Below are 22,451 nucleotides of genomic sequence, written 5' to 3'. Positions count from 1 at the left end.
ACCTACCCATCCACGGCGGATCGCTACACCCGACCGGCCACAGTGTGTGACGCCCTTGGCACGGCCAACATACCGATCTGGCATGAGAGTTGCAGTAGGTGCCGAAGACGGCGCGGCGCTCGGGGCCGAGACAGCGGGTGCGGACCTCGTCTACGACGTGGCGCCAGTCGGCGGGTTCGAGGTCGCCGGTGGCGCCGCCGGAGGCGAGGCCGATCGCTCCGCCCAGCTGGATGATCTGGTCGAGGTCCCGGGCGACCTGGTCGCGGTCCATCCAGTGGTAGGCCGCGCCCATGACGGTGAGCAGTACGGGACCGATGTCCATCGTCGCCAGAGTCACTCGCTCTCCCGCCCCGCGATGAGATACAGGCAACCACCGGATCCGTCCGTGGCGAAAGGGACAAAATGCGGGGGGGGAACGGGGAGGGGAAATCTGCAGGCCAGATACTCGTCCTCATCTCCCAGACGGGCAGGATCTCGCTACAGCTAATCATTTGAAAGCGTGGCGGACATGCAAAGATCCCGCTTCCATTGTGACAACTGAGCGAATCAGCGAGCTCCGGAGGAATCGGGAAACCGAGATGTTCCTCCATGAGAGAAATTTCGTCAGGCGCGGCAGGGGGCCAGTTCGCCCTCCTCTCCTCGGCCGCGGAGCCAGTTCTGGATGCGCCACCAGGAGTGACTAATGGAACTATTTGTCACACTGCCCCCCCAAAAATTGCCCGATTCTGCGCGCAGATGGTGACACTCCACGATGTCTCTACAACCTCTTTGGCACCCGCGAGGCGCTTATCGACGAAGTGGTGGCCGGCCTGGCCGCGGACCGTCTCGACGAAGCCGCCGAGCACGCCCTGTCCTTCGAGGAGGTCGGGGAGGGGTTCGCGTACTACATCGAGAGGATCTGCGAACTGCAGGCCACCGATCCCGCGGTCGCCGATGTCGTCAGCGGACGTTTTCCTGCTGCCGAGTGCCTGATGGCCATCTGCAGCCAGGCGCAGGAAGCCGCGACACGGATCATCGAGCGAGCCCAGCTGGCCGGCGCCGTCCGCCCGGACTTCACCGGCGAGGACCTCCTGCTCTTCTTCGGCACCAACGCCTCCCTCGCTCGTGCAGGCGCCGACACCGCCCCCGACGCCTGGCGCCGCCAGGTGGCCTTCTTGCTCCAGGGACTGGGCACGGGAACAGCGCAAGAACCGCTGTCCGTCGCCCCGCTGACCCCGCAGCAGGTGTACGAAGTGATGGGCAGACTCGCCAGCGCGCCGTAGCAGGTGGGGGCCGTTTTATGGGGCGGAAGGACGCGGCCGACGACCTCAGCCCCTTGCCCGGCCTACGGGGAGTGGGACGCGCGGTGGCCGCGGTGCTCCTGCGGCTGCCGGAGACGGCCATCCCTGAAGACCCGCCGCCGCGCGGGACTGCGTCAGCCCGTACCACCTTCGACCGCATCCTGGAGACCTTGGCATGACCGTCAACTACTACGCATTAGGCCCGTTCCCTGGCGGAGAGCTGGGTGGCGAAGGGCGAGCTTCGCCGAATGGAAGAACTTCCTGTTCCGGAAGTACGTCACGATTCGAGCCGAGTCCGCCTACGAGGTCAGTCCCAGGTGATCGAGGTGCTCATCCTCTAGCGCCAGGACCATGCAGGCCAGCCGTTGCGGGCACGCTTGGGGATCCGCGGCCCTTCCCGGCCCGGTCAATTCCGCGACGCTGAGGGCTACGAACTGTACGACGGCGAGCTCCGCTGAGCACAACCCGGCGAAAAGCTAATCGCCCCCCGCCTGGACAGCCGAGGCGCGGCCCAGTACGGCCACCGCCCCGAGGAGCCCTGCGACTCTGGGATGCGCCGGTCGACATCGTCGAGAGCAGCCAAGGCGCGGCTCCCGGTTCACCACGACCACGGGGTTTCCGTGGAACGGGCTTAGTGGAGTCGGCGAAGCTGGAGCTGTGCCTTGGCCCGCGCGTCCGGCACCTTCCTGTCTTTCTCCCAAGGCGGCGGCGTCGGTGGGGGCGTGCTGCGGGAGCGGATGATGCGTTCACCGTGCCCATCGTGTGGTGGCCGCGACCACTGCGCCTGCCAGCAGCGGGAGGGCGGCCGGGATGAGGGTGGCGGACACGGACACATGTTCGGTGAGCAGTCCGGCCGTCAGTGGGCGGGCCGCCAGCACCGCGTCGAAGGCAAACGTTCCGCCGAAGAGGCGCGGGCCGCACTGGCCGGGCTCGTCGGCGAGGCGTACGACGAGCAGTGGCGCACCTGGCGCGCGGCCGCCGAACGCTTCCAGGCCGCGGTCCCGAGTACGCCGCACGCGACGAGGTCTCCCTGTCGCGGTACGAGTTGGTGCAGGCGGTCAAAGAAGGCCGTACGCCGCGTGGAAGTGGGCCTGCCGGAGGAACCTCAGCCGAATTGGACATACGTCGGGAACGGGGCCGCGTACTCGTCCGACTGCCGAGACCCGAGGAACCTGCTGGACGACGTGCAACTGCTGTTCGTGTACAGGCGGGCATCCGTGTCGGTGTCGTTGGTCGCCTGGCGGGCGCCGCCCGGGATGGCAAGGCACTGACCGTTCGGCGTCGAGCCGAGGAAGGTCTCGCGTCCCGTATCGGCGCGCGTGTAGAAGAACGTCCCTTCGGCGGCCTGGGCGGATGTAGCCATACCGGTCACCGCCATCAGCGCCGCCGCGCCAGTCATGGCGGCGATCCCTGCCGAGCGCCTCAGTGCATGCATGGTCAGATCTCTCTTCCTCCGAAGGGACCGCTGGTCCGGAGAAGCCCGCCCCCGGCTGACCAAGCGTCTCCCGCTCACCCCTGAAGGACAATCACTCACAAGAGGGGCGTTCCCCCGAACGGCGGAGCCACCGCCCGCAGCACGATCACGTGACCCGTCAGACACCCCCTAGGCGCGCTCTCTCCTGGCCTCCTTCCCGCCATGAGGTCGACCAAGTGCTCGCAGAGCGGGGTCACCTGGTGCGTGCGATGTGGTCGAGCTGCGCGTCGAGCGCGGCGAGGCAGGGGCGGTTCCTGGATCAACGACCAGACTCGCAACCGGGAGAGCCGCCGGGCCCGGATGTACAACCCCAGCGGCACCATGATCTACAAGACGCCGACGGCGTACAGCTTCGACGCCCACGGCGACTGGAACCCCGTCCGCTACGTCATCCCCTGCGGCTAGGACCCAGGTCGTCTGTGGCCGGAGTACGGCACCTACACGCCGTACTCCGGCCACAGACACGCTACGGCCGACGAGGAACACCCGGTTGCGGCTCCACGGTGCCATCGACCCCTGCGAGGAGGCGAGCGTCCGCCCGGTCGGTCAGGGGCCACGCCCACGGCCGCTCGGCGAGCCACGGTCTTGCCGACGTCGCCGCCCTGGTCTGTGGCGGGTACGTTGGCGGAGGTCTTGATGCTCTGCGCATCGATCACCATCGTGGTTGGTCGGCGAAAGCCATTCCGGAGGAAGTTGAGAGCCGCGGGCCGCGGCCCGGGATCGTCGTCCGTGACCACGACCTCAGGGGTTGCCCACGTAGAGAGTGCGGCGTGGCGTGAGGATGACGGTGGCCTCGGTGTTGCCGGTCCAGGTGTGGCCGTGGCCGTTGTAGCGCGGGGTGATGTACGACCATTCCAGGTTGCCGGCGATCATCCACCGCAGGGCTTCGATGTACGGGCCGGCCGCCGGGTCCCGGCCGCACGCTCCGCGCAGCAGGCGCTGGCTGAGGGCGCAGAACTCTTTTTCGGTGGCTTCGACGGTTTGGGCGATGCGGTCGACGGCGGCTTGGAGGTCGCCGCCGTTGGTGGCCAGGACGAGGGCGATCTCGTTGACGGTGTCGCCGCTGTAGAGCTCCTTGCGGTAGGAGAAGATGTCGTTGACGGCGACCCAGTGCCGGGCCACCAGGTGGCCGAGCCGGGCGAGCTCAGGGAAGGCGGGTAACCGGTCGCCGAGGTCGATGCGCAGCCCGTACTCCAGCAGGGGGAAGCAGCACGCGCCGATGCTCCGCATCCGGGACGCCTCGTAGGCGGCCGGGTCCACGGCCGTGCCGGCGTCCATCCAGGCCCGCTCGTTGCGGCAGGCCACGAAAAACCCGCGCATCTCCCTCGCGAAACGGCCCCACAGCCCGCCTGGCATCCCGGCGCGCAGGTGCTTTGCCAACGCCGCCAGCACCGTGGGGTACGGGGCCCGCGGCGCGGGCTGAGCGTAGTCGAAGACGGCGGGAAGCCGGTGTAGGCCCAGGCGTTCCAGACGTGCGTGGGGTGCGTGGACGAAGAGGTCGTCGATGCTGAACAGGACGTCGATCCAGTGGCAGATGGTCCTGGTGCGCTCGGTGCCGGTCGTGGGATACGTCAGTAGGTTCCACAAGGTGGTGCGGTGGTCGAGGAACTCCTCGAACGCGCGGTGGTCGTCCGGGTCGTCGGCGTGGGCCGGGCGCAGCGCGTCGTCCAGCCAGGCGCGGCAGGACGCCTCCAGCTCCTCCAGGCCGGGACGGCGCATCGCCGGCCGGAACCGGGAGAAGGACGGCAGCCTGAAGCTGGGGTAGGCCTTCGGGTCGCCGTCCTCCCGTGGCGGGCCGGGCGCCGGGGAGGCGGTCACCGCTGGACCGCTCGGGGGGCGCGCCGATGCGGGACGAGGGGCTGTTCGGCGGGGACGAGGAGGAACCGCGGCACGGGATGGACGGGGCCCGGCCGGGTGGGGTGCAGGTGCCAGGCGCGGGCGATGGACGCCAGGGCGACGGTGGTCTCGGTCATGCCGTAGAACTCGCCCATGCACCGGCGGCGCCCGGCACCGAAGGCGAGGAAGGACCGGCGCTGGGCTGGGGTGAGGCGTTCGGGCAGCCACCGGTCCGGGTCGAGGCGGCCGGGGTCGGGGAAGACGGCGGGGTCGCGGTGCAGGGCGTAGGGACTGATCAGTACGTCGGCCCCCCGCGGCAGCACGTGGCCGCAGATCTCGGCGGGTTCGACGACGATGCGGCTGAGCAGCCAGGTGGGCGGGTACAGGCGCAGCACCTCGGTCAGCAGCCGTCTGGTGAACGTCAGGCGGGGCAGGTCCTCGAAGGCAACCGGGTCCTCGGCGAGTTCGCCGTCGACTTCCTCCCACAGCCTGCGTTGGACGTCGGGGTGGTGGGACAGGAGCTGGAAGGTCCAGGCCAGCAGGGAGGCGGAGGTCTCCACGCCGGCCGCCAGGACCGACATCACTTGGTCGCGCACCTCCGCGTCGCCGGGACGGCGTCCGGTGTCCTCGTCTCCCGCGATAATCTGGGACAACAGGTCCTGCTTGTGCTGGTCGGCCTGCCGGTACTGGGCGATGACGTCCCTGACGGCCGCATCCAGGCGGAGGCGGGCCGCGTCGAAACGCCGGTTGGCCGGTGTCGGCAGCCGGTGCACCCACGCCGCGGGGATCAGCATCCGGCGCAGCAGCCCGCGCAACAGCTCAGGCAGCGCCTCCCCCATCACCTGTGCCGCCTGCCTGCCAACTGGCGCCGACACCAACGTCCGCGCGACCACCAGGGCCGCCAGCCGGTACATCGCCGCCCCCACGTCCAGCCGCCGGCCATCCTGCCACGACCTCGTTGTCTCCTCCACGCAGGAGCGCATCACCTGGGTGTAACCGGCGACCCGGCCGCGGTGGAAGGCGGGCTTCATCACCGGACGCTGTAACCGGTGCTCCGCCGCGCCGCAGGTGATCACGCCGTTGCCGACCAGCTGACGGGCCGCTTCCATGAACGGGCCGCCCTTGTCGAAACAGTCCTGTCGCGTGACGAGCACCTGCGTCGCCGCCTCGGCACCGTTGATCAGGTAGCACTCCCGGCCCATCAGGCGCAGTACGACCACCGAGCCCAAGGCCCGCTGCCGCTCAAGGAAGCCCAGCGGGTCAACTGCCAGCCGCGCCACGTGTCCGACCAGCGGAAGCTCTCCCCTGGCTGCCGGAGCCGTCTGTCGCATGCGTTGCCCCCATTGACACCGAGCTTGGCGGGCAGGTTGACCGAGCCATCAGTGCCTACCCGTCACGACCGGCGTCCGCACGCGCGCACACGGAAAATGCAAGATCACATTGCATATCCGGAAAAGACCGCTCAAACCTTCATAACCCAGCCGGTTACGTCGGATGCACGCAGAGGGTAGCCGGTCGCGGCCCATGCGTGAGAGGCCCTGTCGGCCGATTCCGCCGGGGCGCCGACGGCCGGGTTCGACGTCGCGGGGAGGCCACTTGGCTGGGCGGACGCCCAGCTGGTGGCCGCAGTCCGCGACCTTCTCGGCCGCGAGCCGGACGCCTCGACCGGGACGCAGTCCCGGCTGATCCGCCGCGTGATCAAGACGGTAGAGGCGGTGCACAGCGATCGGTACTGGGGGCGGGGTACCGGGCCGCCACGGCCGGCCCGGCCTGCGGTCGGCCGGGGAAGGCTGCTGAGGGGCTGGCATGGGCCCGGGTTTTCGCACGACAGCGGAGGCCTGGCCTTCTGCCGGTCGGCCGGCAGGGGCGAGCCCATTATCTGGTTTGCGTGAGAAGTCTGGGGTGTCCTACCGTGGAGGAGTTCCTGTGCCGTGGTGTCGGTGACAGGGGCCGGATTTCCTTTTCCTTCTGTGTCGATCTTGAGGTGACGACTTATTAACCGGGCCATGTAGTCGTCCGCGTTCCCCGCGTGCTGTCGTGTCGCACGTGTCTGAGGGGCGGACGTCGCGCTGGCCTGAGTTGCGTCACCCTTCCTCGCAGTTTTCTTCCCGGGTGCAGCTCTGCCGTCTGCCCCGGGTTTCGTGTTTTCCGGCCCCGGTGCGGCTGTCGGCAGGGCTCCCCGATCCGTTTGGATCAGGAGTTTTCCGTCGTGTCTTCCTCCGCGCTCGGCAACGAGCCACAGCACACCACCTCGTCCCCGGACGACCCAGCACCTCACCGCCCGAACATGGCCCTGGCTGCCCGCATCGCCCTCTTAGTGCTCTTGGGGGCCGAGCTTCTGAACCTCCTCGACCAGTCGGTCGTCCTGACCGCGCTGCCCGCGATCCAGGAGTCGACCGGCGCGGGACCGGCGGCCCTGCAGTGGCTGACCACCGGCTATTCCCTGCCCGTCGCCATCGGGCTGATCACCGGCGGACGCCTCGGCGACCTCTACGGCAGGCGCAGGCTCCTCCTGATCGGCACCGTCGTGTTCACCGCGGCCTCACTGCTGTGCGGCCTCGCTGCCGGGCCGGGCATGCTGATCGGCGCCCGCCTGCTCCAGGGCGTGGCCGTGGCCCTGATGATTCCGCAGGTCCTGGCCACCCTCCATGTCACCTTCGAGGGGCAGAGCCGCAGCAAGGCGTTCGGCCTGTACGGGGCCGTCCTGTCCATCGCGAACGTCCTGGGCCCGGTGATGGGCGGCCTGCTCACCGAGGCAGACCTGTTCGGGCTGTCCTGGTGGCCGATCTTCCTGGTCAACGTGCCCGTCGGCCTCGCCGTGTTCCTCCTGGGGCGCATGTTCATCCCCGAGTCCACCGCCCGGAAGGCCGACCGGCCCGACCTGACCGGTATGGCGTTGTCCGCACTGGCCATCGTCCTGATCGTCTTCCCGCTCTCCGAGGGGCACCTGCATCACTGGCCGCTGTGGTGCTTTGCCATGCTCGCCGCAGGTCTCCTCGTCCTCGGTGTTTTCCTGCGCCACCAGCAGCGCAAGCAGGACAACGCCCCGCTCGTGCCTCTGTCCCTCTTCCGGGGCCGGCAGTTCTCCGGCGGCATGGCCGCGCAGCTGATGCACGGCCTGCTGTGCGGGCTGTTCTTCATGACCTGGACGCTCTACCTCCAGCGCGGACTGGGCATGAGCCCCTTCCTCGCGGCGCTGGCCTTCGTGCTGCTCTCCGTCGGAGAGCTGGGCGGTGCGACGGTCGCGGCGAAGAGCGCCGGGCGCTTCGCCCGCCGCCTTCCCCAGGCCGGGACGCTCGTCACGATCGCTGCGATGGCCGCCTACGGGGTTCAGATCCACGCAGGCCAGGCGGGACTGACTCTGCTGGGGATGACCGCTCCGGTGGTACTGATCGGCTTCGGTCTCGGCATGGTCGGCGGCCCGCTCGCCGACCTGTCGCTGGCTAAGGTCCCACACGAGGACGCCGGTTCCGCCTCGGGCCTGTTCAACACCGCCATGCACCTGGGCATCGCCCTCGGCACCGCGCTGACCGCCCTGGTCTTCTTCGCCACCACCGGCGGCTCACCCGAGGCCGCACTCAACCGCGACGCGTTCATCACCGTGCTGTGGTGGGTCGGCGGTCTCCTCGCCCTGCTGTGGGCCCTGATGTTCTGCCTGCCCAAGCAGGCCGACAACCAGGCCGACTGAGCAGCTCCGGGCCCCGGCCGCGACGTCGGCCGGGGCCCTCAGCCTTCCTCGTCGTTCGCCCCCGCGCTCACGGGCGCCGCCAGGACACCTCCTGTCGGCGGCCGTCGACCACTGCCGTTCCCGGCGCTTCGACGTTACTGGCCAGCACTCCCGCACACCTGTCGCGGGCGCAGCGGGGTCGCCTTCGGTGACGCAGTTCATGCGGATCCGCCCAGGCCCACCAGCTGCTCGCGGTATCGGTGCGGGACGAAGGTGTCGGTGCGGTCAGCGGCCTCGGACATGCCCATGGTCGCGCTTCTTGCACACAGTGGCCGGTGGCCCGGTGCGGGGCAGCGGCGTGTAAGTGAGTGTTTGGGGTCCCGTGTGGCGCCTGGCGAGGGAATGTCAGAGGCCCGACTGGGCGTCCCCGGTCGGGCCGCACGGAGCGACGCCCGGCGCTCGTTCAGTGCCCCTGGGGGAAGGCGGCGCGCAACGCGGAGCCGCGGGTGATGAACGCGACGCGGATGACGGGCAGCATGCAGACGACCTGCATCGCGGCGTACCACGGCGGACAGACACCTGGGATCAGGTCGACGCCGATGATCGCGATCGGCATGATGACGGTGAGAGCCCTCCCGCGCTCGAAGGCCCGTCGAGATCCGCGGGAAGCGGATCCGGTCATCCGGTGGAGCAACACGGCGACTACGGGCAGCAGGACTGCACGGACCCACATGAACGTGTTCACCATGTGACCGCTACTCGACACCGCGATGACCGCCAGGAGGGCGACGACGCTCAGTACGCCGTACACCTTGATGCTGCTCTTCGCTGTGCCGAAGGCTCCTTGGGCGCGGGGGCCGTTGAGGAGTGCCGCATCGGCCGTGGTGGGCGCGTTGGTTTCCATGCTCACCGACGCTATGAAGCGCCTGGTTGACGCGGTATCCGCCTGGACACACAGGCGGGTGGGGGTAGCCCCACTCCCTGGCCGACCAGGGAAGTAGCGGGCTCCGCGCGGTGCACAGTGGGAGCACCGGACGGCGATCGAGGGAAGAGTCATGAGACAGCTGGGTTCGTGGGTGGCGCGCGTCGGCGTGGGGTTCGTGCGGGCGTGCGTCGTGGTGGTCGTCAGCATGCTGGTCCCGGCCGTGTGGGCCGTGGCCGTGGCTCTGGGGTGCTGGTGGGGGGCGGCCAATCCGTGGTCGTGGGTAGCGCCGCTCGTGCTGGTGTGCGGGGGCACGTTCGCGTTGTCCCGCCCGGTCTGCCAGATGGTCCGCTTCCTGGTCGCACGGTGGACCGCCACCGTCATCCCCGCCGGATACCGGCAGGCCGGACCGGTGATGCGGATGTCCACAGGGTACTGGTGGAACAGCTTCTCCTACGAGCGCACCCGTCGGGACGCCCTCCTGGATCAGAAGTGGCGGCTCCGGTGGAGAGACCCCGCCAACTGGCGCGACCTGCGGTTCACAGGGATCGTGCCCCTCACCGCGGGCGTAATCGCCGCCCTCCCGCCGGCCGGGGTGGCCGCGGCGGTTCTCGGGCTCAGTCGGCCCGGGCCCGCCGCGCGCCTCCTCGGGGCACTCGGACTGGTCGTGGCCGTCGCCTCCGCACCGTTCGCTTGGCGGCTTGTCGAGCCGGTGGCCGTCCGCTTCCTGCGTCCGTCGCCTGCGATGGTGCTGGCGGACCGGGTGGATGAGTTGACCGCCCAGCGCGCGGATTCGACGGTCGCGCAGGCCGCCGAGATCCGCCGGATCGAAAGGGACTTGCACGACGGGGCGCAGGCCCGCCTGGTTTCGCTCGGGCTCTCCTTGGCCACTGCGGAGAAGCTGATGGAGACCGACCCGGAGCGTGCCAAGGCACTGATGCGGGACGCGCGGGTCGGCGCCACCGCCTCGCTGGCCGAGCTGCGCGAGCTGATCCGTGGGATCAGCCCGCCCGTGCTGAACGAGCGGGGGCTCGTCGACGCAGTGCGCGCCCTCGCCCTGGACATCCCGCTCAACGTGGCCGTCAGCGCCGACGGCCGGCTGACCCTGGACCCGCCGATCGAGTCGGCCGTCTACTTCGGCGTCGCCGAGTTGCTGACCAACGCGGTCCGGCATGCCCAGGCGTCTCGGGCGCGCGTCCGCCTCGTCAGGGACGAGGCCGAGCTCGTTGTCGAGGTTGAGGACGACGGCCGGGGCGGGGCCGACGAGCGAGCCGACGGCGGGCTCGCGGGCCTGCGCCGCCGCCTCGCGGTCTTCGACGGCACTTTGGAGATCACCAGTCCACCGGGCGGTCCGACCCGTGTCAGGATGGCGCTGCCATGCGAATCGTTGTAGCCGAAGACCTCTACCTCCTGCGCGACGGGATGGTCCGCCTGATCGAGGCGTACGGACACCAGGTGGTAGCGACAGCGACCACCGGACCTGAAACGCTCGACGCGCTGCGGACGTGGCGCCCGGATGTGTCCGTCATCGACGTCCGCATGCCACCGGACCAGTCGGACGAGGGCCTGCGGGCAGCCCTCGCCGCCCGCAGCGAGATGCCCGGACTGCCGGTCCTCATCCTCTCTCAGCATGTCGAGCAGTTGTACGCCCGCGAACTCCTGGCCGACGGCTGTGGCGGCGTCGGCTACCTTCTCAAAGAGAGCGTGTTCGACGCCGACCAGTTCATCGGCGCCTTGGAGCGCGTCGCGGGCGGCGGGACCGCCATGGACCCGGCCGTCATCGCGAAACTGCTCTCCAGCAGTTCCCCGATCCGGGGACTCGAACGGCTCACCGAACGCGAGTACTCCGTGCTGGCCCTCATGGCCGAGGGACTGTCCAACCAGGCCATCGGCCGCCGCCTCTTTCTCAGCGAGAGCGCCATCAGCAAGTACACCACCTCCATGTTCGGCAAGCTCGGCATCTCCGACGATGACGACACCAACCGCCGTGTCCGCGCCGTCCTCACCTACCTGAACAAGTCTTAGTGAGTGATTGAGGATCCCGTGTGGCGCCTCGCGAGGACATGTCAGAGGCCCGATCGGGCGTCCCCAGTCGGGCCCTATGAGTTGTGCGGCCGTCATCGCCGGCGAAGGCGGCCGAGCCTTGCGCGATCACCGTCCCAGGGTCTGGGGGTCGTCTAGTACTCCAGCCGTGGATCGCTGGTGCGACGTCCGACCGACCGCGCCTACGGGTGCGTGTCCGTGATCGCGATGACCTCGTCGAGGCGGTCCAGGGCAGCCCGCAGGTCGTCGACCTTGGCCTGGATGCGGTCGCGCTCGGCGCGCAGCATGGCTCGTTGCTCGGCGTCGGTGTGCCCGGAGTCCCCGCACGGAAGGAGTTCCGTGATCCTTCGGCTGGTCAGGCCGGCGACGAACATCTGCTGGAAGAAGCGGACCAGGGGGATGGCGTCCTGCCGTTCAACGCCGCGATGGGCCGCGCCCTGGCGGCGCTAACGGCTGCCTGAGGGGCTGTCTTTCAACCTCAGCGTTGCGGGCACCGTCCTGGTAGCGAGCGTTCGGGCCCTGGGGCATCTCGCTGGATGACACGTCCGCTGCTGCGTCCCGCCCGTCAATCCGCGCTGGGGCGGGTTCCGTCGTGTGGGTGCGTGCCCTTCTCCCGGGGTGGGGCGTTGTTCAGCGCACTGGATGCTCATGTGACTACCTGCCGATGGCATGAGCGGTATGGCGGCCAGAACATGGCCAAGAAGAACACCCTGAACCACGCGCTGGTCGACTACGCCGAGGTCGAGACCGTCACCACCCTGCTGCCCTGAGACCTCTCCCGCGAGGCCGCACGACAGCGGCCCTTCCGCACGCGGGCCCCGCCCCGCCGCTTCACTCCCTTTTCCCCCTTGCCCGAAAGGAACCACTTATGCGCACCCCCCGGCGCTTCGCCGCCACCACCCTGCTGGCCGCCACCGCCCTTGCCGTGCCCACCGCGGGCACCGCCGTGGCCGACACGAACAAGAGCGAGCAGACGTCCGCACTCAGCGGGCCCACCGCTCCAGTCCTTTCTCCGGCCGCCGGCCCCTCGGACAACGCCCAGGGCAATCAGCAACTCATGGACAAGGCCAACGCCAGCAACTGGTCCCTCATCGACTACGTCGGCCTGCCCATTGTGAACGACCTTCTGTAGACGCATGGTCTGCGCGAGCCAGCACTCTGAGTCGTGGCCTGAGACGTCCCTGAGCAGCACACCTTCGCGACTCACCCCCGCACGAAAGCAGGCACCCCTGTGAAGAAGACCACCGCCCGGGTCCTCACGCTGGCCCTGACGGCGACCGCCGCCGTGGCACTGACCTGCGTTGGTACCGCCACTGCGGACACCAACAAGAGTGAGCAGACCTCGGCGATCAACGGGCCCACCGCGCCGATCCTGTCCCCGGGCACCGGCCCCGGCGACAACATGCAGGCCAACCAGCAGGCCATGATCAAGCGCAACACCACCAACTGGTCCCTGATCGATTACATCGAGATCCCCAGCCTGCCCGGCGCCGTCGTCAACGCCCTCTGAGCCCCAAGCACGACCAGCCGAGTTCGGCGACGGGCCACCAAGCAGGGGCCCGGCGCTCCTCCCGCCGGAGCCCTGCCTCTGGGAGTCCACACGGGTCCGTACCCACGCGGGTAAGGACCCGCGACATGTCCCGGCACCACCCACGTGGCCGCAGGCACATACATGACCTTCTCCAGCTGACCCGTGTCACCTGCGGCTTCTTAGATCTGCCGGGAACAGGGAAGTGCTGATCTCCTGCGTTTCGGCTCCGGCCGTGGTTCGCAGAGCCGTCGGCGGGCCGATGGTCGGCGTCCCAGCTTTCCGCGCCGCACGCTCTTGCCGGGCCCTGCGCAGCGCGGCGGCCTGGCGGCGGCGCCGGGCGCGGGCCTGCCCCGGGGCGGGGCGGCCTGCAGCTGGCGGTCCTGGTCACCGCGGCCGGCGTCCAGGACTTCACCGCGGGCCGCACCCTCCTCAAGCAGGCCGCCGCCGACCACCCCCGCCTGCGCAAGGTGTGGGTCGACGGCGGCTACCGCAAGCACTTCATCGACCACCCGGCCTCGCTCGGCATCGACCACGAGATCGTCCAACACCCCCGGACGCGGGGGCTTCACCCCGATTCCGAAGCGGTGGACCGTCGAGCGGACCTACGTCTAGCTGATGCTGCACCGCCGCCTGGCCCGCGACTACGAGCCCCCCGGCCCGCTCCGAGGCCATGGTCCACTTCGCCATGACCGACCTCAGGGCCCGCCGCCTCCCCCAGCGAGGACACCCCATGTCCAGGCGCTGCCAGCGCAGGTGGAGCACACCGGTCGTGTCGATCTCCGATGTGGACAGGGGTGCGCTCAGCGCGAACTGGGGCGGCCCGGCCGGGACGGCCATGGCGCCCAGTTCGGTGCCGTCGCGGCGCAGGACGACGCGGTGGGCCCGAGGGGCGTAGGGCAGCCGGGCGCTAAACAGTGCCTCCTGCTGTTCGGCGCTGTCGAAGACCACCGCCGTCGGCGCGTCGGCCAGGACCTGACCGGCCGCGTCCTCCACCGACACGGTGTAGGCGGGTCCCGGGACGGTCCAGGGCGGGGACGGCTTGCGGGAGGTGCGCAGACCGGGTGCCCAGCGCACGGTGCCGGAGCGGGTGACCCTGCCGCGCACCCGCACGTACTCACCCGGGAACGGACGGCTGGTGGAGGTGAGGACGGCGGGGACGGCGGGGACGGTGCCGGGTACGGGGTGCTCGGGGGACGCTTCCCCGGCCTGGTCGCCGCGTGTGGACAGCGTGTTGAGCAGCCTCAGCCAGTGATACCCGCCGATCCACTGGGGGGCGGCGTTGCAGTAGCTCATGAAGTCGCCGACGGTGGCCGGGTGGATGTTGCCGGGATTCAGCGGTTCCACGCCGACCTCGCCCGTGCGGCCGTCGGGCGGGGTGTAGTCCTCGTCGACGTTCTCCGGGCCACCGCAGGGTGCGTGGCGCAGCCCCAGGAGGTGTCCGACCTCGTGGGCGAAGGTGATGTCGTGGTCGTACCCGAACGAGACGTGGTCGTCGTACCGGGCCTTGCCCCCGATGTCGCCCATGGGGACGGCCCGGGCGACCATGGCGTAGATCAGCTGGTCGTCGTTGCCGTGGTCCTCCTGGATGTCTTCCAGGTCGTCGAGGAAGTCGCCCTGGCCGTCCTCGTCGGTGAGGTCGCGGGTGGTGTGGATCTCGGTCAGGCCCGGGACCGTGTGGTAGACGATCCCGCCGGTGTCGGCGATGGGGTAGAGCAGGGGGAGGGTGTCGGAGACGGCGCGGTAGCGGGCCGCGCTCACCGCCGGGACGGTCGGAGTCGACACCCGCACCATCCACACGGTCACGGGCCGCGTCGCCCGGAAGTCGGCTGTGACCTCCATGGGGTTGCTGAGGGTGCCCGCGACCTCCGCCTGCACCATGATCTTGGCCGTGCCTGCCGTCACCCGGTCCGCGGGGATGAGGAAGTTCAGGGTGTGGTGGATCCGGGTCCGGTCCACCTGGGCGACGGGCCGGGCCGTGATCGGATTCAAGGAACGGGCGGTGAACGAACCCCCGTTGAGGCTCAGCGTCCCGGTCACCCCGTCGACGGTGCCGCCGCCCTCGCGCGGATCGATGCCGGAGTCCAGGTAGACGCGGACCAGCGTGGCCTTGCCCGCCGCGAGCGCGTGCTGGGGGCCGCCCGCGGGCGGAGTGAAGTGCTGCGTGGCCTGGGTGACTTCGACGCCGGTGATCTCCAAGTTCGGGGCGGCGTCGGGCGGAAGCAGCTCGCTGCTCATGGTGACCAGGAAGCCGTTGTGCGTCTGGTCGGTCTGGGTGGGGCCGATGACGTGCCGGCCCAGCGTGTCGGGGTCACCGGGGTCGATGGTGATCATCGCGCGGCCGAGGTGGTTCTCGTAGGCGCCGCCGCTCGGCCAGGCCTCGTCGTCGTGGGTGTACGCCTCGACCCAGATCCGGGTCGGCCCGCCCACGGCCAGCGTGGTGACGGGCGAGGGAAGGCCGCCGGCGAGCGGGAAGAGCGCCTCGTCGAAGACGCGGTCCCCGTTGTTGTTCCAGCGCAGGAGCTCCTGGTCGATTGCCCCGGCGTCACCCTGTGCCGGGGCGAAGGCGCGGACGTACAGGCCCATGTGCGTGAAGTCGCTGTTCTCGTCGTCGAAGACCACCACGTCCTTGAAGACGAGCCGTACGTGCCGGAATCCGCGTGGCGGGACGGTTTCGAGGAGGCCGGTGACGGCGTAACCGGTGTTGCCGTTGTCGGTGGTGGTGGGGCCGAGCAGCACCTGGCCGAGCTGGCTCGGCTCGCGGGTGTCGAAGACGACCTCCGCCTCGCCGAGGAAGTTCTCGTGATGGCCCTCGTCGGGCCAGCGCTCGTCGTTGTCCGTGTACGCCTTGACGTGGAGGCGGCCGATGCCGCCCGGTTCGCCGCCGATGTCGAACACCAGGACGCTCGGGTATTCCTGGTCGCCGTCCAGCGGGTACTGGAAGTTGTCCTCGACCTCGCCGTTGCGCCGGTTCCAGCGGAACTCCGCCACCTGGGTACCGGAGTTGTCGAGGACCTTGACGTACAGGCCCAGGCGGGTCGATCCCGCTTCTTCTTCCTCGAAGAGGTAGAGGGTGTTGAGCGTGAGACGCATGAGCGTCATGAGCGCCGCCTCTGTTCGTGAGCTTCCTCAACGCGTCCGCGCCTGCAGAGGCGCGGGGATGTCGACTATGTCGGGGGGCACGACGCGAGGCCAGCGTGCGTTCCGCTCAGCGGAACGCGGTGAGAGAGGGCCCGCCCGGGCGGGCTACTCCTGCCGAAGGAGGCCCGCCGTGGAGAGCCCGGCCTCGAAGCCGTCGGGGATGGCCCGCACGCAGGCTCCGAGGCGCACGCGGCTGCCCCCGCCGAGCCCCCTCCCCGGCTCGCCGAGGTCGGCCACCATATCGAGTACGGCGTCCCGCCGAGCCGAGAAACGGCACGACACGCATGGCGCGACGTTGTCGCAGCCTTCCATTCGCTTTCGATGTCCTGTCGTGGCGCTACACGCTGGCCTTACGCAAGAGTGCGTTGTGAGCGTCACGCGCGCGACGCGAGGTGTCGCCAGTCGTTCCACGTGTCGAGCCGCTGCCGGTAGGCCGCCTCGACAATGGGATAGGGGTAGGTGCCGAGGAAGAGCCGCAGGGGTGGTGCGTCGGTGTCGACGAGGTCGAGGACGGCGGCGGCGGTGGCCCGCGCGTCCTGGGGCGCGCGGGCGGACGCGCCGGCCCGGCGTGCGGCGCGGACGGGTTCGTAGGCGGGCAACGGCTCGGTGTGCACCGCGGAGGCTCCCGACCAGTCGGTGCCGTAGGGGCCGGGTTCGAGCAGGGTCACGTTGATCCCGAACGGGGCGACCTCCTGGGCCAGGGCCTCGCTCATCCCCTCCAGGGCCCATTTGGAGGCGTTGTACAGCCCGAGTGTGGGGAAGGCGGCGAGGCCGCCGAGGCTGGACACCTGCAGGATGTGGCCGCTGCCCTGGGCCCGCAGGTACGGCAGGGCCGCCTGCGTCACCCACAGCGGGCCGAACAGGTTGGTGTCGAGCTGGGCGCGGGCCTGTTCCTCCGTGGTCTCCTCGACCGTGCCGAACAGGCCGTAGCCCGCGTTGTTGACGACCACGTCGAGGCGGCCGAAGACTTCGGAGGCCCGGCGCACCGCGGCAGTCACGGCGGTGCGGTCGGTCACGTCGAGGCGGAGCGGGAGGACGTCGTCCCCGTGGGCTTCCACGAGGGGCCGCAGGGTCTGGGGATCGCGTGCGGTGGCGGCGACGCGGTCGCCGCGCTCGAGGGCGGCTTCGGCCCAGATGCGGCCGAAGCCGCGGGACGCGCCGGTGATGAACCAGGTCTTCATGTCATCGAGACTGCGCCGCTCGCACCTCGGCAGCCAGCACCCCCGCGGGGTTACCCTCGCATCATGGCGGCCGACAACCCTCTGGGCGACTTCCTCAAGGCCCGTCGCGGGCGGGTCACTCCGGCGGACGTGGCGGTGCCCGCCACCGGACGACGCCGGGTGACGGGACTGCGCCGGGAGGAACTGGCCCGGCTCGCCGGTATCAGCGAGCCGTACCTGGTCCGGCTCGAACAGGGCGTCGACCGGCACCCCTCGCCCCAGGTGCTGCGCTCCCTCGCGCGGGCGCTGGAGCTGGACGCCGACGCCTCGGCACACCTGCTCGCCCTTGCCGCCCCCGGCCCCGTGCCGCCGCCGTCGCGGACCGAGGTCTCCGCGGATGTACGCCGGCTGCTCGACGCGTGGGCGGACCGCCCCGCGTACGTCCGCGACCGGTGCTTCGACGTGCTGGCGGCGAACGAGCGGGCCCGCGCGCTCGCCCCGATGTACGAGCCCGGGCGCAACCTGGTCCGGGCGGTGTTCCTCGACCCGGCGTCCCGCCGGCTCTTCCCCGACTGGGCGGAGGTGGCCGCGCAGACCGCGGCGGCCCTGCGCGCCGAGGCCGATCCACGCGACCCCGGAACCGCCCGCCTGGTCGCCGAGTTGGAGACGGACGACGAGTTCCGCCGTCTGTGGGCGCGGCACGAGGCGCGGCCCGCCCGCGACGAACTCAAGCGCTTCGCGCACCCGGTCGTCGGCAGCCTCGCCCTGCGAAGGCAGGCACTCACCGTCGGCGGCGCCGAGCAACAGGTGATCATCGTGTACCAGGCGACGGCCGGGAGCCCGTCCGAGAAGGCCTTGGCGCGTCTTGTGTGACACACCGGACGTGTGCCGCCGGACATGTGCCGTGGGCCAGGGGGCCCCGCTCTTCGTCCTCCCCGTCGCAGGCCGCGACGCCTCCGGCCGGTGGCGCCACCTCGCACACCGGCATCGCGCACGGCCGTACCTCTCCCCCGCCGACGCCCGCCGCCTGACGTCGCAGCGTCCCGCCGCCTGACGTCGCAGTGCTGAGAGCCTGATCCGTAGCGCAGCGTTGTCCCGTACGGGATGACGGTCCGGAGCGGTGCGGTCCGGCGGCTCGGGATCGCGGTCCGGAGCGGTGCGGTCCGACGGCTCGGTATCACGGTCCGGAGCGGCGCGGCCCGACGGCTCCTGACCCGCAGGCCCCCGGGCCCGCTGTCAGTCCCGCCTGGCAGGATCACGCTCATGACCAGCGGCACCGGGACTCCCATTCCCCTCCCCACCCATCACCGCAGCTCCGAGACGTACGCCGACTGGGCGCGCACGCAGGGGCCGGGCGTCGAGAGCGGCGCCCGCGACGTGCTGGAGCGGGCGGGCAGCAGTCGGCACCGGTCCTGGGAGAAGCCCGGCCGGTTCGTGGACGACGCGGAGCGCCTGGCCCGGGGCCTGCCGGCCGCCCACCTGCCCTGGTTCTGGGACACCATCGGCCATTGGATGCTGGAGACGCACCGCCGTTCCGCCGCCCGCGCCTACGGGCAGGCACGCGCCGCCGAACGCGCCCACGGGCTGCCGGTCGACCCCGGCTGGCGGCGGGCGAACCTCCTGCTGTTCGCCCGGTTCGGCGCCCTGCCCGCCAGCGAACTCAGCGGTGCGCCGGCCTGGTTGGCCGGTGTCCTCGAACCGGCCGACGCGCACCACGAGTTCGTCCGCCTGCTGACCGCCTGGGCGGCGTCACCCGGCGAGCTTCCCGCCGACCTGGCCCGCCGGGTCCGGGACTCGGCCCGCGCGGCAGGTCTCGGCACCGCGGAGGAGGCCCGGGTGCTGGGCGGGGTGCTGGCCGCCGCCCGAGGCAAAGCCGTGCCCGACCGGCTGCTCGACGCGGCCGTCGGCCCGCTCACCGCGCACCCGCCCGCCGACGAGCAGGCCACCGCCCTGCTCGACCTGTTTCCCGAGTCGAATAACGGTGCGGCGGCCTGGCTGCGGCTGCTCATCGCGTGCGGCGCCGCGGACGCGGCCGCAGCCGGGCGGATCGCCCCGCAGGACGGCCTCGGCGACTGGCTGCGCCGGTACGCCGCCGGTTACTCCCACCGCACCGTCGCCGGCGGCGGGGTGACCCGCCAGGCCATGCCCGCGGAACTCCTCGACCTGGTGCGCCGGTTCGCCCCGGCCCTGCGCGCGGACGGCACCCCGGTCCGGCTGCACGAGGACCGCTACGGCTGGCCGCATCTGGACGCCGACCTGCTCGACCTCTGCCTCGCCGAGGGCATACCCGTGCACGACCCCGGTGCCGCGGTCAGCCTGGAGTTCTGGGGTGACCGCTCGCAGCGCGACCTCAAGGCGCTCGCCGCCGACCCGGTGTTCGGCCCCCGGCTGGAGGGCACCGTGCACGCCGGGCTCCGCACCCGCGGTGGCACTGCCATCAGCCGGCTCCCGCACAACCCGGGCATCACCGCCGAGGTGCACGCCCGCGTCGAGAAGCTGCTCGAAGCCCTGCGCGGAGGCGGCCTCGCCGCCGCCGACGAGGCCGTCGACGAGCTGCGGGGCCTCCTCGACCGGCCCACCGCCACGGCCCTGGACGGCATCGAGGAGGCCCTTGACGCGCTCGACCTCACCGGCCCGCTGGCCCGCGCCCTGCGGGCCGGGCTCCCCGAGGAGCTGGGCTGGCCCGCCCTGGAGCAGGCCCTCGCCGAGTTCGGGCCCGACGAAACCGTGCACGTCACCTGCACGTGGCCGGTCCTCACCGTGTACGGGGCGACCCGCGCCTTCGCCGTCGACCACGCCGGGCTGTGCGGGGACCACACCTTGGCGCTGCCCGACGGCGCACTGGGCCACAGCGTGCACTGGGTCGGCGGCCAGTTCCTCGTAGCCTGGAACGAAGAGCACGAGGAGAACTTCGCCGACACCGCCTACTGGTCCGACCGCCCCGGCGAGTGGTCCGAACCGGAGCAGACGTACGGGCTGCGTCCGTACGGCGGCAGCATCCAGGGCGGCCTGGGCTACCAGTTCGCCACCCCGGACGGTGACGGCCGGTTCGACGGCGAGCGCGTCCTCCGAGCCGGTGGCCGTGAGGGCATCGGCCACCGTGACTACCAGATGCACGACGGCCGCGCCTTCTGGAGCGCCCCGGTGTTCAGCGAGAACCACGGCGGCTGGTACCGCCTCGACCCGGCCACCGGTGTTCCCACCGCCGACTGCGCCCTGCCCGCCTTCCACGACCCGGCCCACTTGCCGCCCGGCACGAAGCCCTTCGTCGACCACAGGATCCTCGCCGCGCTGCCGCCCGGCGCCCCGCCCTCCCCGCTCGGCCAGGACGGCACGCTCACCGGCTGCCGGGTCGCCTACCGCACGCCGTACGCGGGTCCCTCGCCCCGCGAGTTCGTGCTGGAGTCCATCGACGGCCGCACCGCCTCCTACCGCAGCCGCACCTGGGGCCGTCGCCCGTGGGGAATCCTCGCCCTGCCGCTCGGCGGCGAGGACGCCGTCCTGACCGGCGGGACCACCATCCGCTGCCATTCCGCCGCCGACAACTCGCTGCTCTGGCAGGTGCGAGGCTTCCCCGGCAGCCGCGACAGCTCCCGCGGCCGCGCCACGCTGGGCGAGCTGGCCGGACCGGTGCCGCCACCCGCTTATTGGCACTTCCTCACCCCGCGCGACGAACGCTCGTCCCAGGCCCTCAGGACGGTCACGGACACCGCGGTGCGCGAGCTGCTGCACCAGGGCACCGGGAGCGCCCTGCCCGGGGTGACCCACCCGCGGGTCCAGGAGGGCGTCGACCGCGCCGTCCGGCTCGCCGCCGACGTACTGCGCCGCCGCCGGGAGCTGTCCCACCGCGTCGCCGTCATGCGGGCCGGGCCGGTCGTCGACCTGCCCGACCCGGCGCCGGACAACCGGCTCGTCCCGGCCCTCCACGGCCTGCTGCCCCAGGTGCGCGCCTACGAGGAACGCCGGCCGCAGCCGCAGCCCGCCCTCCTCACCGCGGTCGCCGCCGACGGCCGGTACCTGCGCGGCGAGATCGACGACGAGGTACGCGTGCTCGCCCTGCCCGCACCGCCCCCCGAGTGGGCGGTGCTGACCGGCCGGATCGATGCCGTGGCCTGGCGGACCGTTGTCGCGGCCACCCCCGACGAGCAGCGCCAGGCGCTCGCGGCGCTGCTCGGCGTATGGAGCCGGCAGCCGTTCGCGGAGGCCGGCTCCTCCTGGCGGACCGGACGGGCCCCGGAGCAGCGGATCGCCGAACTCCGCGCGGACGGCTGCGCCGTGGCTTCCGGGCCGGACCGCAGCGGCCTCGCCCCCTTCCTCCAGCGAGCAGCCGACCCGGTGCCCGCCGACGCCGAGGAGTGCGCCACGCACACCGTCGCCGGCGACGACACCACCCGGCTCCCGCGCCTGCTGGCCCTGCTCGTTGAACAGGGCCCGCTGCCGGTGCCCGAGGAGGCCGTGGACCTGTTCCGCTGGCGCACCGGGGTGCCGCGCGCGATCGCCGCCCTGGTCCTCGACGGATTCGCCGGCAGCGACGACTACGACGCACACCGCAAGCTGCTCCGCGCCAAGCCGTACAAGGCGGACCGGACCGCCTCCCACGCGTACGCCGAGTTCAGGCGACGGCTCGGTCCGGCCGGCCGACGCGCCGTGCTCGCCGCGGCCATGCCCGGCGACCCGGCGGAGCTCTGGGCCCCTGGCGGGATGACCGCGGCCGCGGAACGCATGGCCGCGGTCTGGACCCAGTTGCTCGGCAGGGCCCCGTACACCGATGACGGCAGCCATGCCGCCGCCCTCGCCGAGGCCCACGGGCTCCCGGAGGTCTGGGCCACGGCCCTGCTCACCGGCCGCCTCCAGGCGCCTCTGGACGCCGACGGCCTGCGGGCCGCCGCCACCGCCGCCGCCTGGGCTCTCACCGAGCGCCCGGTCGCGGATCCTGCGGCGCGGGGTGCCCGCGCCCTGCTCGACCGGCTCACGGACCTGCCCGCCGATCACCTCGCCGCGCTGCGCAGGCTGGCGGACCGGTCCGCCACCACCCCCGTTCCGCCGGGCCAGTACGAGGCCAACCCGCTGTTCAGCGTCCCGGACCTGGTGGACGAGGTGGCGGCGGCCCTCGGCGTCAGCCGCGACGCGGCCGCCCTCCACCTCCAGTTGCACACCTTCAACCGCCCGGCCGACCGCACCGTCCGCCGCTGGAACACCTGGTCCCTCGCACGCCACCGCGCCAAGGCCGCGGAGTTGAGAACCGCGAAGGCTCCACGCCCCACACCCACCGCCCGAACGGAAGCCCCCACCACCATCCCGGCACCCGCGCACGAGCTGTTCGTCCGGGCCTGGACGAAGGGAGGGGCCCGGCCGGGGAGGAAGGCGTGACGCTACGCCTTTCCAGACGCCGACGCCCGC

At 71.4% G+C, this 22,451-nt stretch carries 15 protein-coding genes and 4 pseudogenes; 9 read left to right on the top strand and 10 right to left on the bottom strand.

Annotated elements, in window-relative coordinates; genetic code table 11:
- Window positions 1-337: pseudogene (locus QK440_RS10035) on the bottom strand (hypothetical protein); the annotation flags it as partial.
- Window positions 338-800: 463 nt separating this feature from the next.
- Between QK440_RS10035 and QK440_RS10030 the strand changes: the two are divergent.
- On the top strand, window positions 801-1,262 hold the full coding sequence (locus QK440_RS10030; protein WP_282792666.1) for a TetR/AcrR family transcriptional regulator: 462 nt from the start codon (window positions 801-803) through the stop codon (window positions 1,260-1,262).
- A gap of 764 nt (window positions 1,263-2,026) precedes the next feature.
- Here QK440_RS10030 and QK440_RS10025 read toward each other — a convergent pair.
- The 5 genes and pseudogenes from QK440_RS10025 to QK440_RS10010 all read right to left on the bottom strand — a co-directional run bounded on the left by QK440_RS10025 (window position 2,027) and on the right by QK440_RS10010 (window position 5,921).
- Window positions 2,027-2,296, bottom strand: coding sequence for a hypothetical protein (locus QK440_RS10025; RefSeq protein WP_282792665.1), 270 nt, complete (start codon window positions 2,294-2,296; stop codon window positions 2,027-2,029).
- Between the two features lie 89 nt (window positions 2,297-2,385).
- The gene (locus tag QK440_RS10020; protein WP_282792664.1) at window positions 2,386-2,679 is read right to left on the bottom strand and encodes a hypothetical protein; all 294 of its coding nucleotides are present in this window, start codon (window positions 2,677-2,679) and stop codon (window positions 2,386-2,388) included.
- Between the two features lie 629 nt (window positions 2,680-3,308).
- Window positions 3,309-3,422: pseudogene (locus QK440_RS41370) on the bottom strand (IS5/IS1182 family transposase); the annotation flags it as partial.
- 73 nt (window positions 3,423-3,495) lie between these two features.
- Window positions 3,496-4,572: a terpene synthase family protein gene (locus tag QK440_RS10015; protein ID WP_282792663.1), complete on the bottom strand. Its 1,077-nt coding sequence runs from the start codon at window positions 4,570-4,572 to the stop codon at window positions 3,496-3,498.
- Window positions 4,569-5,921 (bottom strand): cytochrome P450, encoded by a 1,353-nt coding sequence (locus QK440_RS10010; protein ID WP_282792662.1) that lies wholly within the window; start codon window positions 5,919-5,921, stop codon window positions 4,569-4,571. Before QK440_RS10010 ends, QK440_RS10015 begins: the two co-directional genes overlap by 4 nt.
- A gap of 878 nt (window positions 5,922-6,799) precedes the next feature.
- Here QK440_RS10010 and QK440_RS10005 point away from each other — a divergent pair.
- Window positions 6,800-8,278 carry an MFS transporter gene (locus QK440_RS10005; RefSeq protein ID WP_282792661.1) on the top strand — a complete coding sequence of 493 codons (1,479 nt, stop codon included), beginning with the start codon at window positions 6,800-6,802 and terminating at the stop codon, window positions 8,276-8,278.
- 442 nt (window positions 8,279-8,720) lie between these two features.
- Here QK440_RS10005 and QK440_RS10000 read toward each other — a convergent pair whose 3' ends face one another.
- On the bottom strand, window positions 8,721-9,161 hold the full coding sequence (locus QK440_RS10000) for a hypothetical protein (protein WP_282792660.1): 441 nt from the start codon (window positions 9,159-9,161) through the stop codon (window positions 8,721-8,723).
- A gap of 151 nt (window positions 9,162-9,312) precedes the next feature.
- Here QK440_RS10000 and QK440_RS09995 point away from each other — a divergent pair, with 151 nt between their 5' ends.
- Together QK440_RS09995 and QK440_RS09990 are read left to right on the top strand one after the other, a co-directional pair.
- The gene (locus QK440_RS09995) at window positions 9,313-10,572 is read left to right on the top strand and encodes a sensor histidine kinase (RefSeq protein ID WP_282792659.1); all 1,260 of its coding nucleotides are present in this window, start codon (window positions 9,313-9,315) and stop codon (window positions 10,570-10,572) included.
- On the top strand, window positions 10,557-11,204 hold the full coding sequence (locus tag QK440_RS09990) for a response regulator transcription factor (RefSeq protein WP_282792658.1): 648 nt from the start codon (window positions 10,557-10,559) through the stop codon (window positions 11,202-11,204). The genes QK440_RS09995 and QK440_RS09990 overlap by 16 nt, the downstream gene beginning before the upstream one ends.
- Window positions 11,205-11,404: 200 nt before the next feature.
- Here QK440_RS09990 and QK440_RS09985 read toward each other — a convergent pair.
- Window positions 11,405-11,635 (bottom strand): annotated as a pseudogene (locus QK440_RS09985) (MerR family transcriptional regulator); the annotation flags it as partial.
- Between the two features lie 455 nt (window positions 11,636-12,090).
- Between QK440_RS09985 and QK440_RS09980 the strand changes: the two are divergent.
- The 3 genes and pseudogenes from QK440_RS09980 to QK440_RS41365 form a co-directional block, all read left to right on the top strand.
- Complete coding sequence (locus tag QK440_RS09980) at window positions 12,091-12,354, top strand: hypothetical protein (RefSeq protein WP_282792656.1); 264 nt, start codon at window positions 12,091-12,093, stop codon at window positions 12,352-12,354.
- Between the two features lie 99 nt (window positions 12,355-12,453).
- Window positions 12,454-12,732 carry a hypothetical protein gene (locus QK440_RS09975; RefSeq protein ID WP_282792655.1) on the top strand — a complete coding sequence of 93 codons (279 nt, stop codon included), beginning with the start codon at window positions 12,454-12,456 and terminating at the stop codon, window positions 12,730-12,732.
- A 383-nt stretch (window positions 12,733-13,115) separates the two neighbouring features.
- Window positions 13,116-13,465 (top strand): annotated as a pseudogene (locus QK440_RS41365) (IS5/IS1182 family transposase); the annotation flags it as partial.
- Between the two features lie 2,531 nt (window positions 13,466-15,996).
- Here QK440_RS41365 and QK440_RS09965 read toward each other — a convergent pair.
- Window positions 15,997-16,131 carry a hypothetical protein gene (locus QK440_RS09965; protein WP_282792653.1) on the bottom strand — a complete coding sequence of 45 codons (135 nt, stop codon included), beginning with the start codon at window positions 16,129-16,131 and terminating at the stop codon, window positions 15,997-15,999.
- A gap of 134 nt (window positions 16,132-16,265) precedes the next feature.
- On the bottom strand, window positions 16,266-17,072 hold the full coding sequence (locus tag QK440_RS09960; protein WP_282792652.1) for an SDR family oxidoreductase: 807 nt from the start codon (window positions 17,070-17,072) through the stop codon (window positions 16,266-16,268).
- Between the two features lie 63 nt (window positions 17,073-17,135).
- Here QK440_RS09960 and QK440_RS09955 point away from each other — a divergent pair, with 63 nt between their 5' ends.
- Window positions 17,136-17,924, top strand: a complete 789-nt coding sequence (locus tag QK440_RS09955; protein WP_282792651.1) for a helix-turn-helix transcriptional regulator — start codon at window positions 17,136-17,138, stop codon at window positions 17,922-17,924.
- Between the two features lie 390 nt (window positions 17,925-18,314).
- The gene (locus tag QK440_RS09950) at window positions 18,315-22,421 is read left to right on the top strand and encodes a hypothetical protein (RefSeq protein ID WP_282792650.1); all 4,107 of its coding nucleotides are present in this window, start codon (window positions 18,315-18,317) and stop codon (window positions 22,419-22,421) included.
- Window positions 22,422-22,451: the final 30 nt, after the last annotated feature.

It is taken from the genome of Streptomyces sp. CC224B (assembly GCF_030010595.1).
In the GTDB taxonomy this organism is placed as follows: Bacteria; Actinomycetota; Actinomycetes; order Streptomycetales; family Streptomycetaceae; genus Streptomyces; species Streptomyces longispororuber.
Note: the sequence above shows the minus strand (reverse complement) of the source record. Positions and strands in the feature narration are given on the sequence as shown.

Excerpts from the sequence above, each read along its gene's own strand:
- QK440_RS10020 (WP_282792664.1), bottom strand. The coding sequence starts at position 2,679 with ATGACTGGCGCGGCGGCGCTGATGGCGGTGACCGGTATGGCTACATCC.
- QK440_RS10010 (WP_282792662.1), bottom strand. The coding sequence starts at position 5,921 with ATGCGACAGACGGCTCCGGCAGCCAGGGGAGAGCTTCCGCTGGTCGGA.
- QK440_RS10000 (WP_282792660.1), bottom strand. The coding sequence starts at position 9,161 with ATGGAAACCAACGCGCCCACCACGGCCGATGCGGCACTCCTCAACGGC.
- QK440_RS09995 (WP_282792659.1), top strand. The coding sequence starts at position 9,313 with ATGAGACAGCTGGGTTCGTGGGTGGCGCGCGTCGGCGTGGGGTTCGTG.
- QK440_RS09990 (WP_282792658.1), top strand. The coding sequence starts at position 10,557 with ATGCGAATCGTTGTAGCCGAAGACCTCTACCTCCTGCGCGACGGGATG.
- QK440_RS09980 (WP_282792656.1), top strand. The coding sequence starts at position 12,091 with ATGCGCACCCCCCGGCGCTTCGCCGCCACCACCCTGCTGGCCGCCACC.
- QK440_RS09965 (WP_282792653.1), bottom strand. The coding sequence starts at position 16,131 with ATGGTGGCCGACCTCGGCGAGCCGGGGAGGGGGCTCGGCGGGGGCAGC.
- QK440_RS09960 (WP_282792652.1), bottom strand. The coding sequence starts at position 17,072 with ATGAAGACCTGGTTCATCACCGGCGCGTCCCGCGGCTTCGGCCGCATC.
- QK440_RS09955 (WP_282792651.1), top strand. The coding sequence starts at position 17,136 with ATGGCGGCCGACAACCCTCTGGGCGACTTCCTCAAGGCCCGTCGCGGG.
- QK440_RS09950 (WP_282792650.1), top strand. The coding sequence starts at position 18,315 with ATGACCAGCGGCACCGGGACTCCCATTCCCCTCCCCACCCATCACCGC.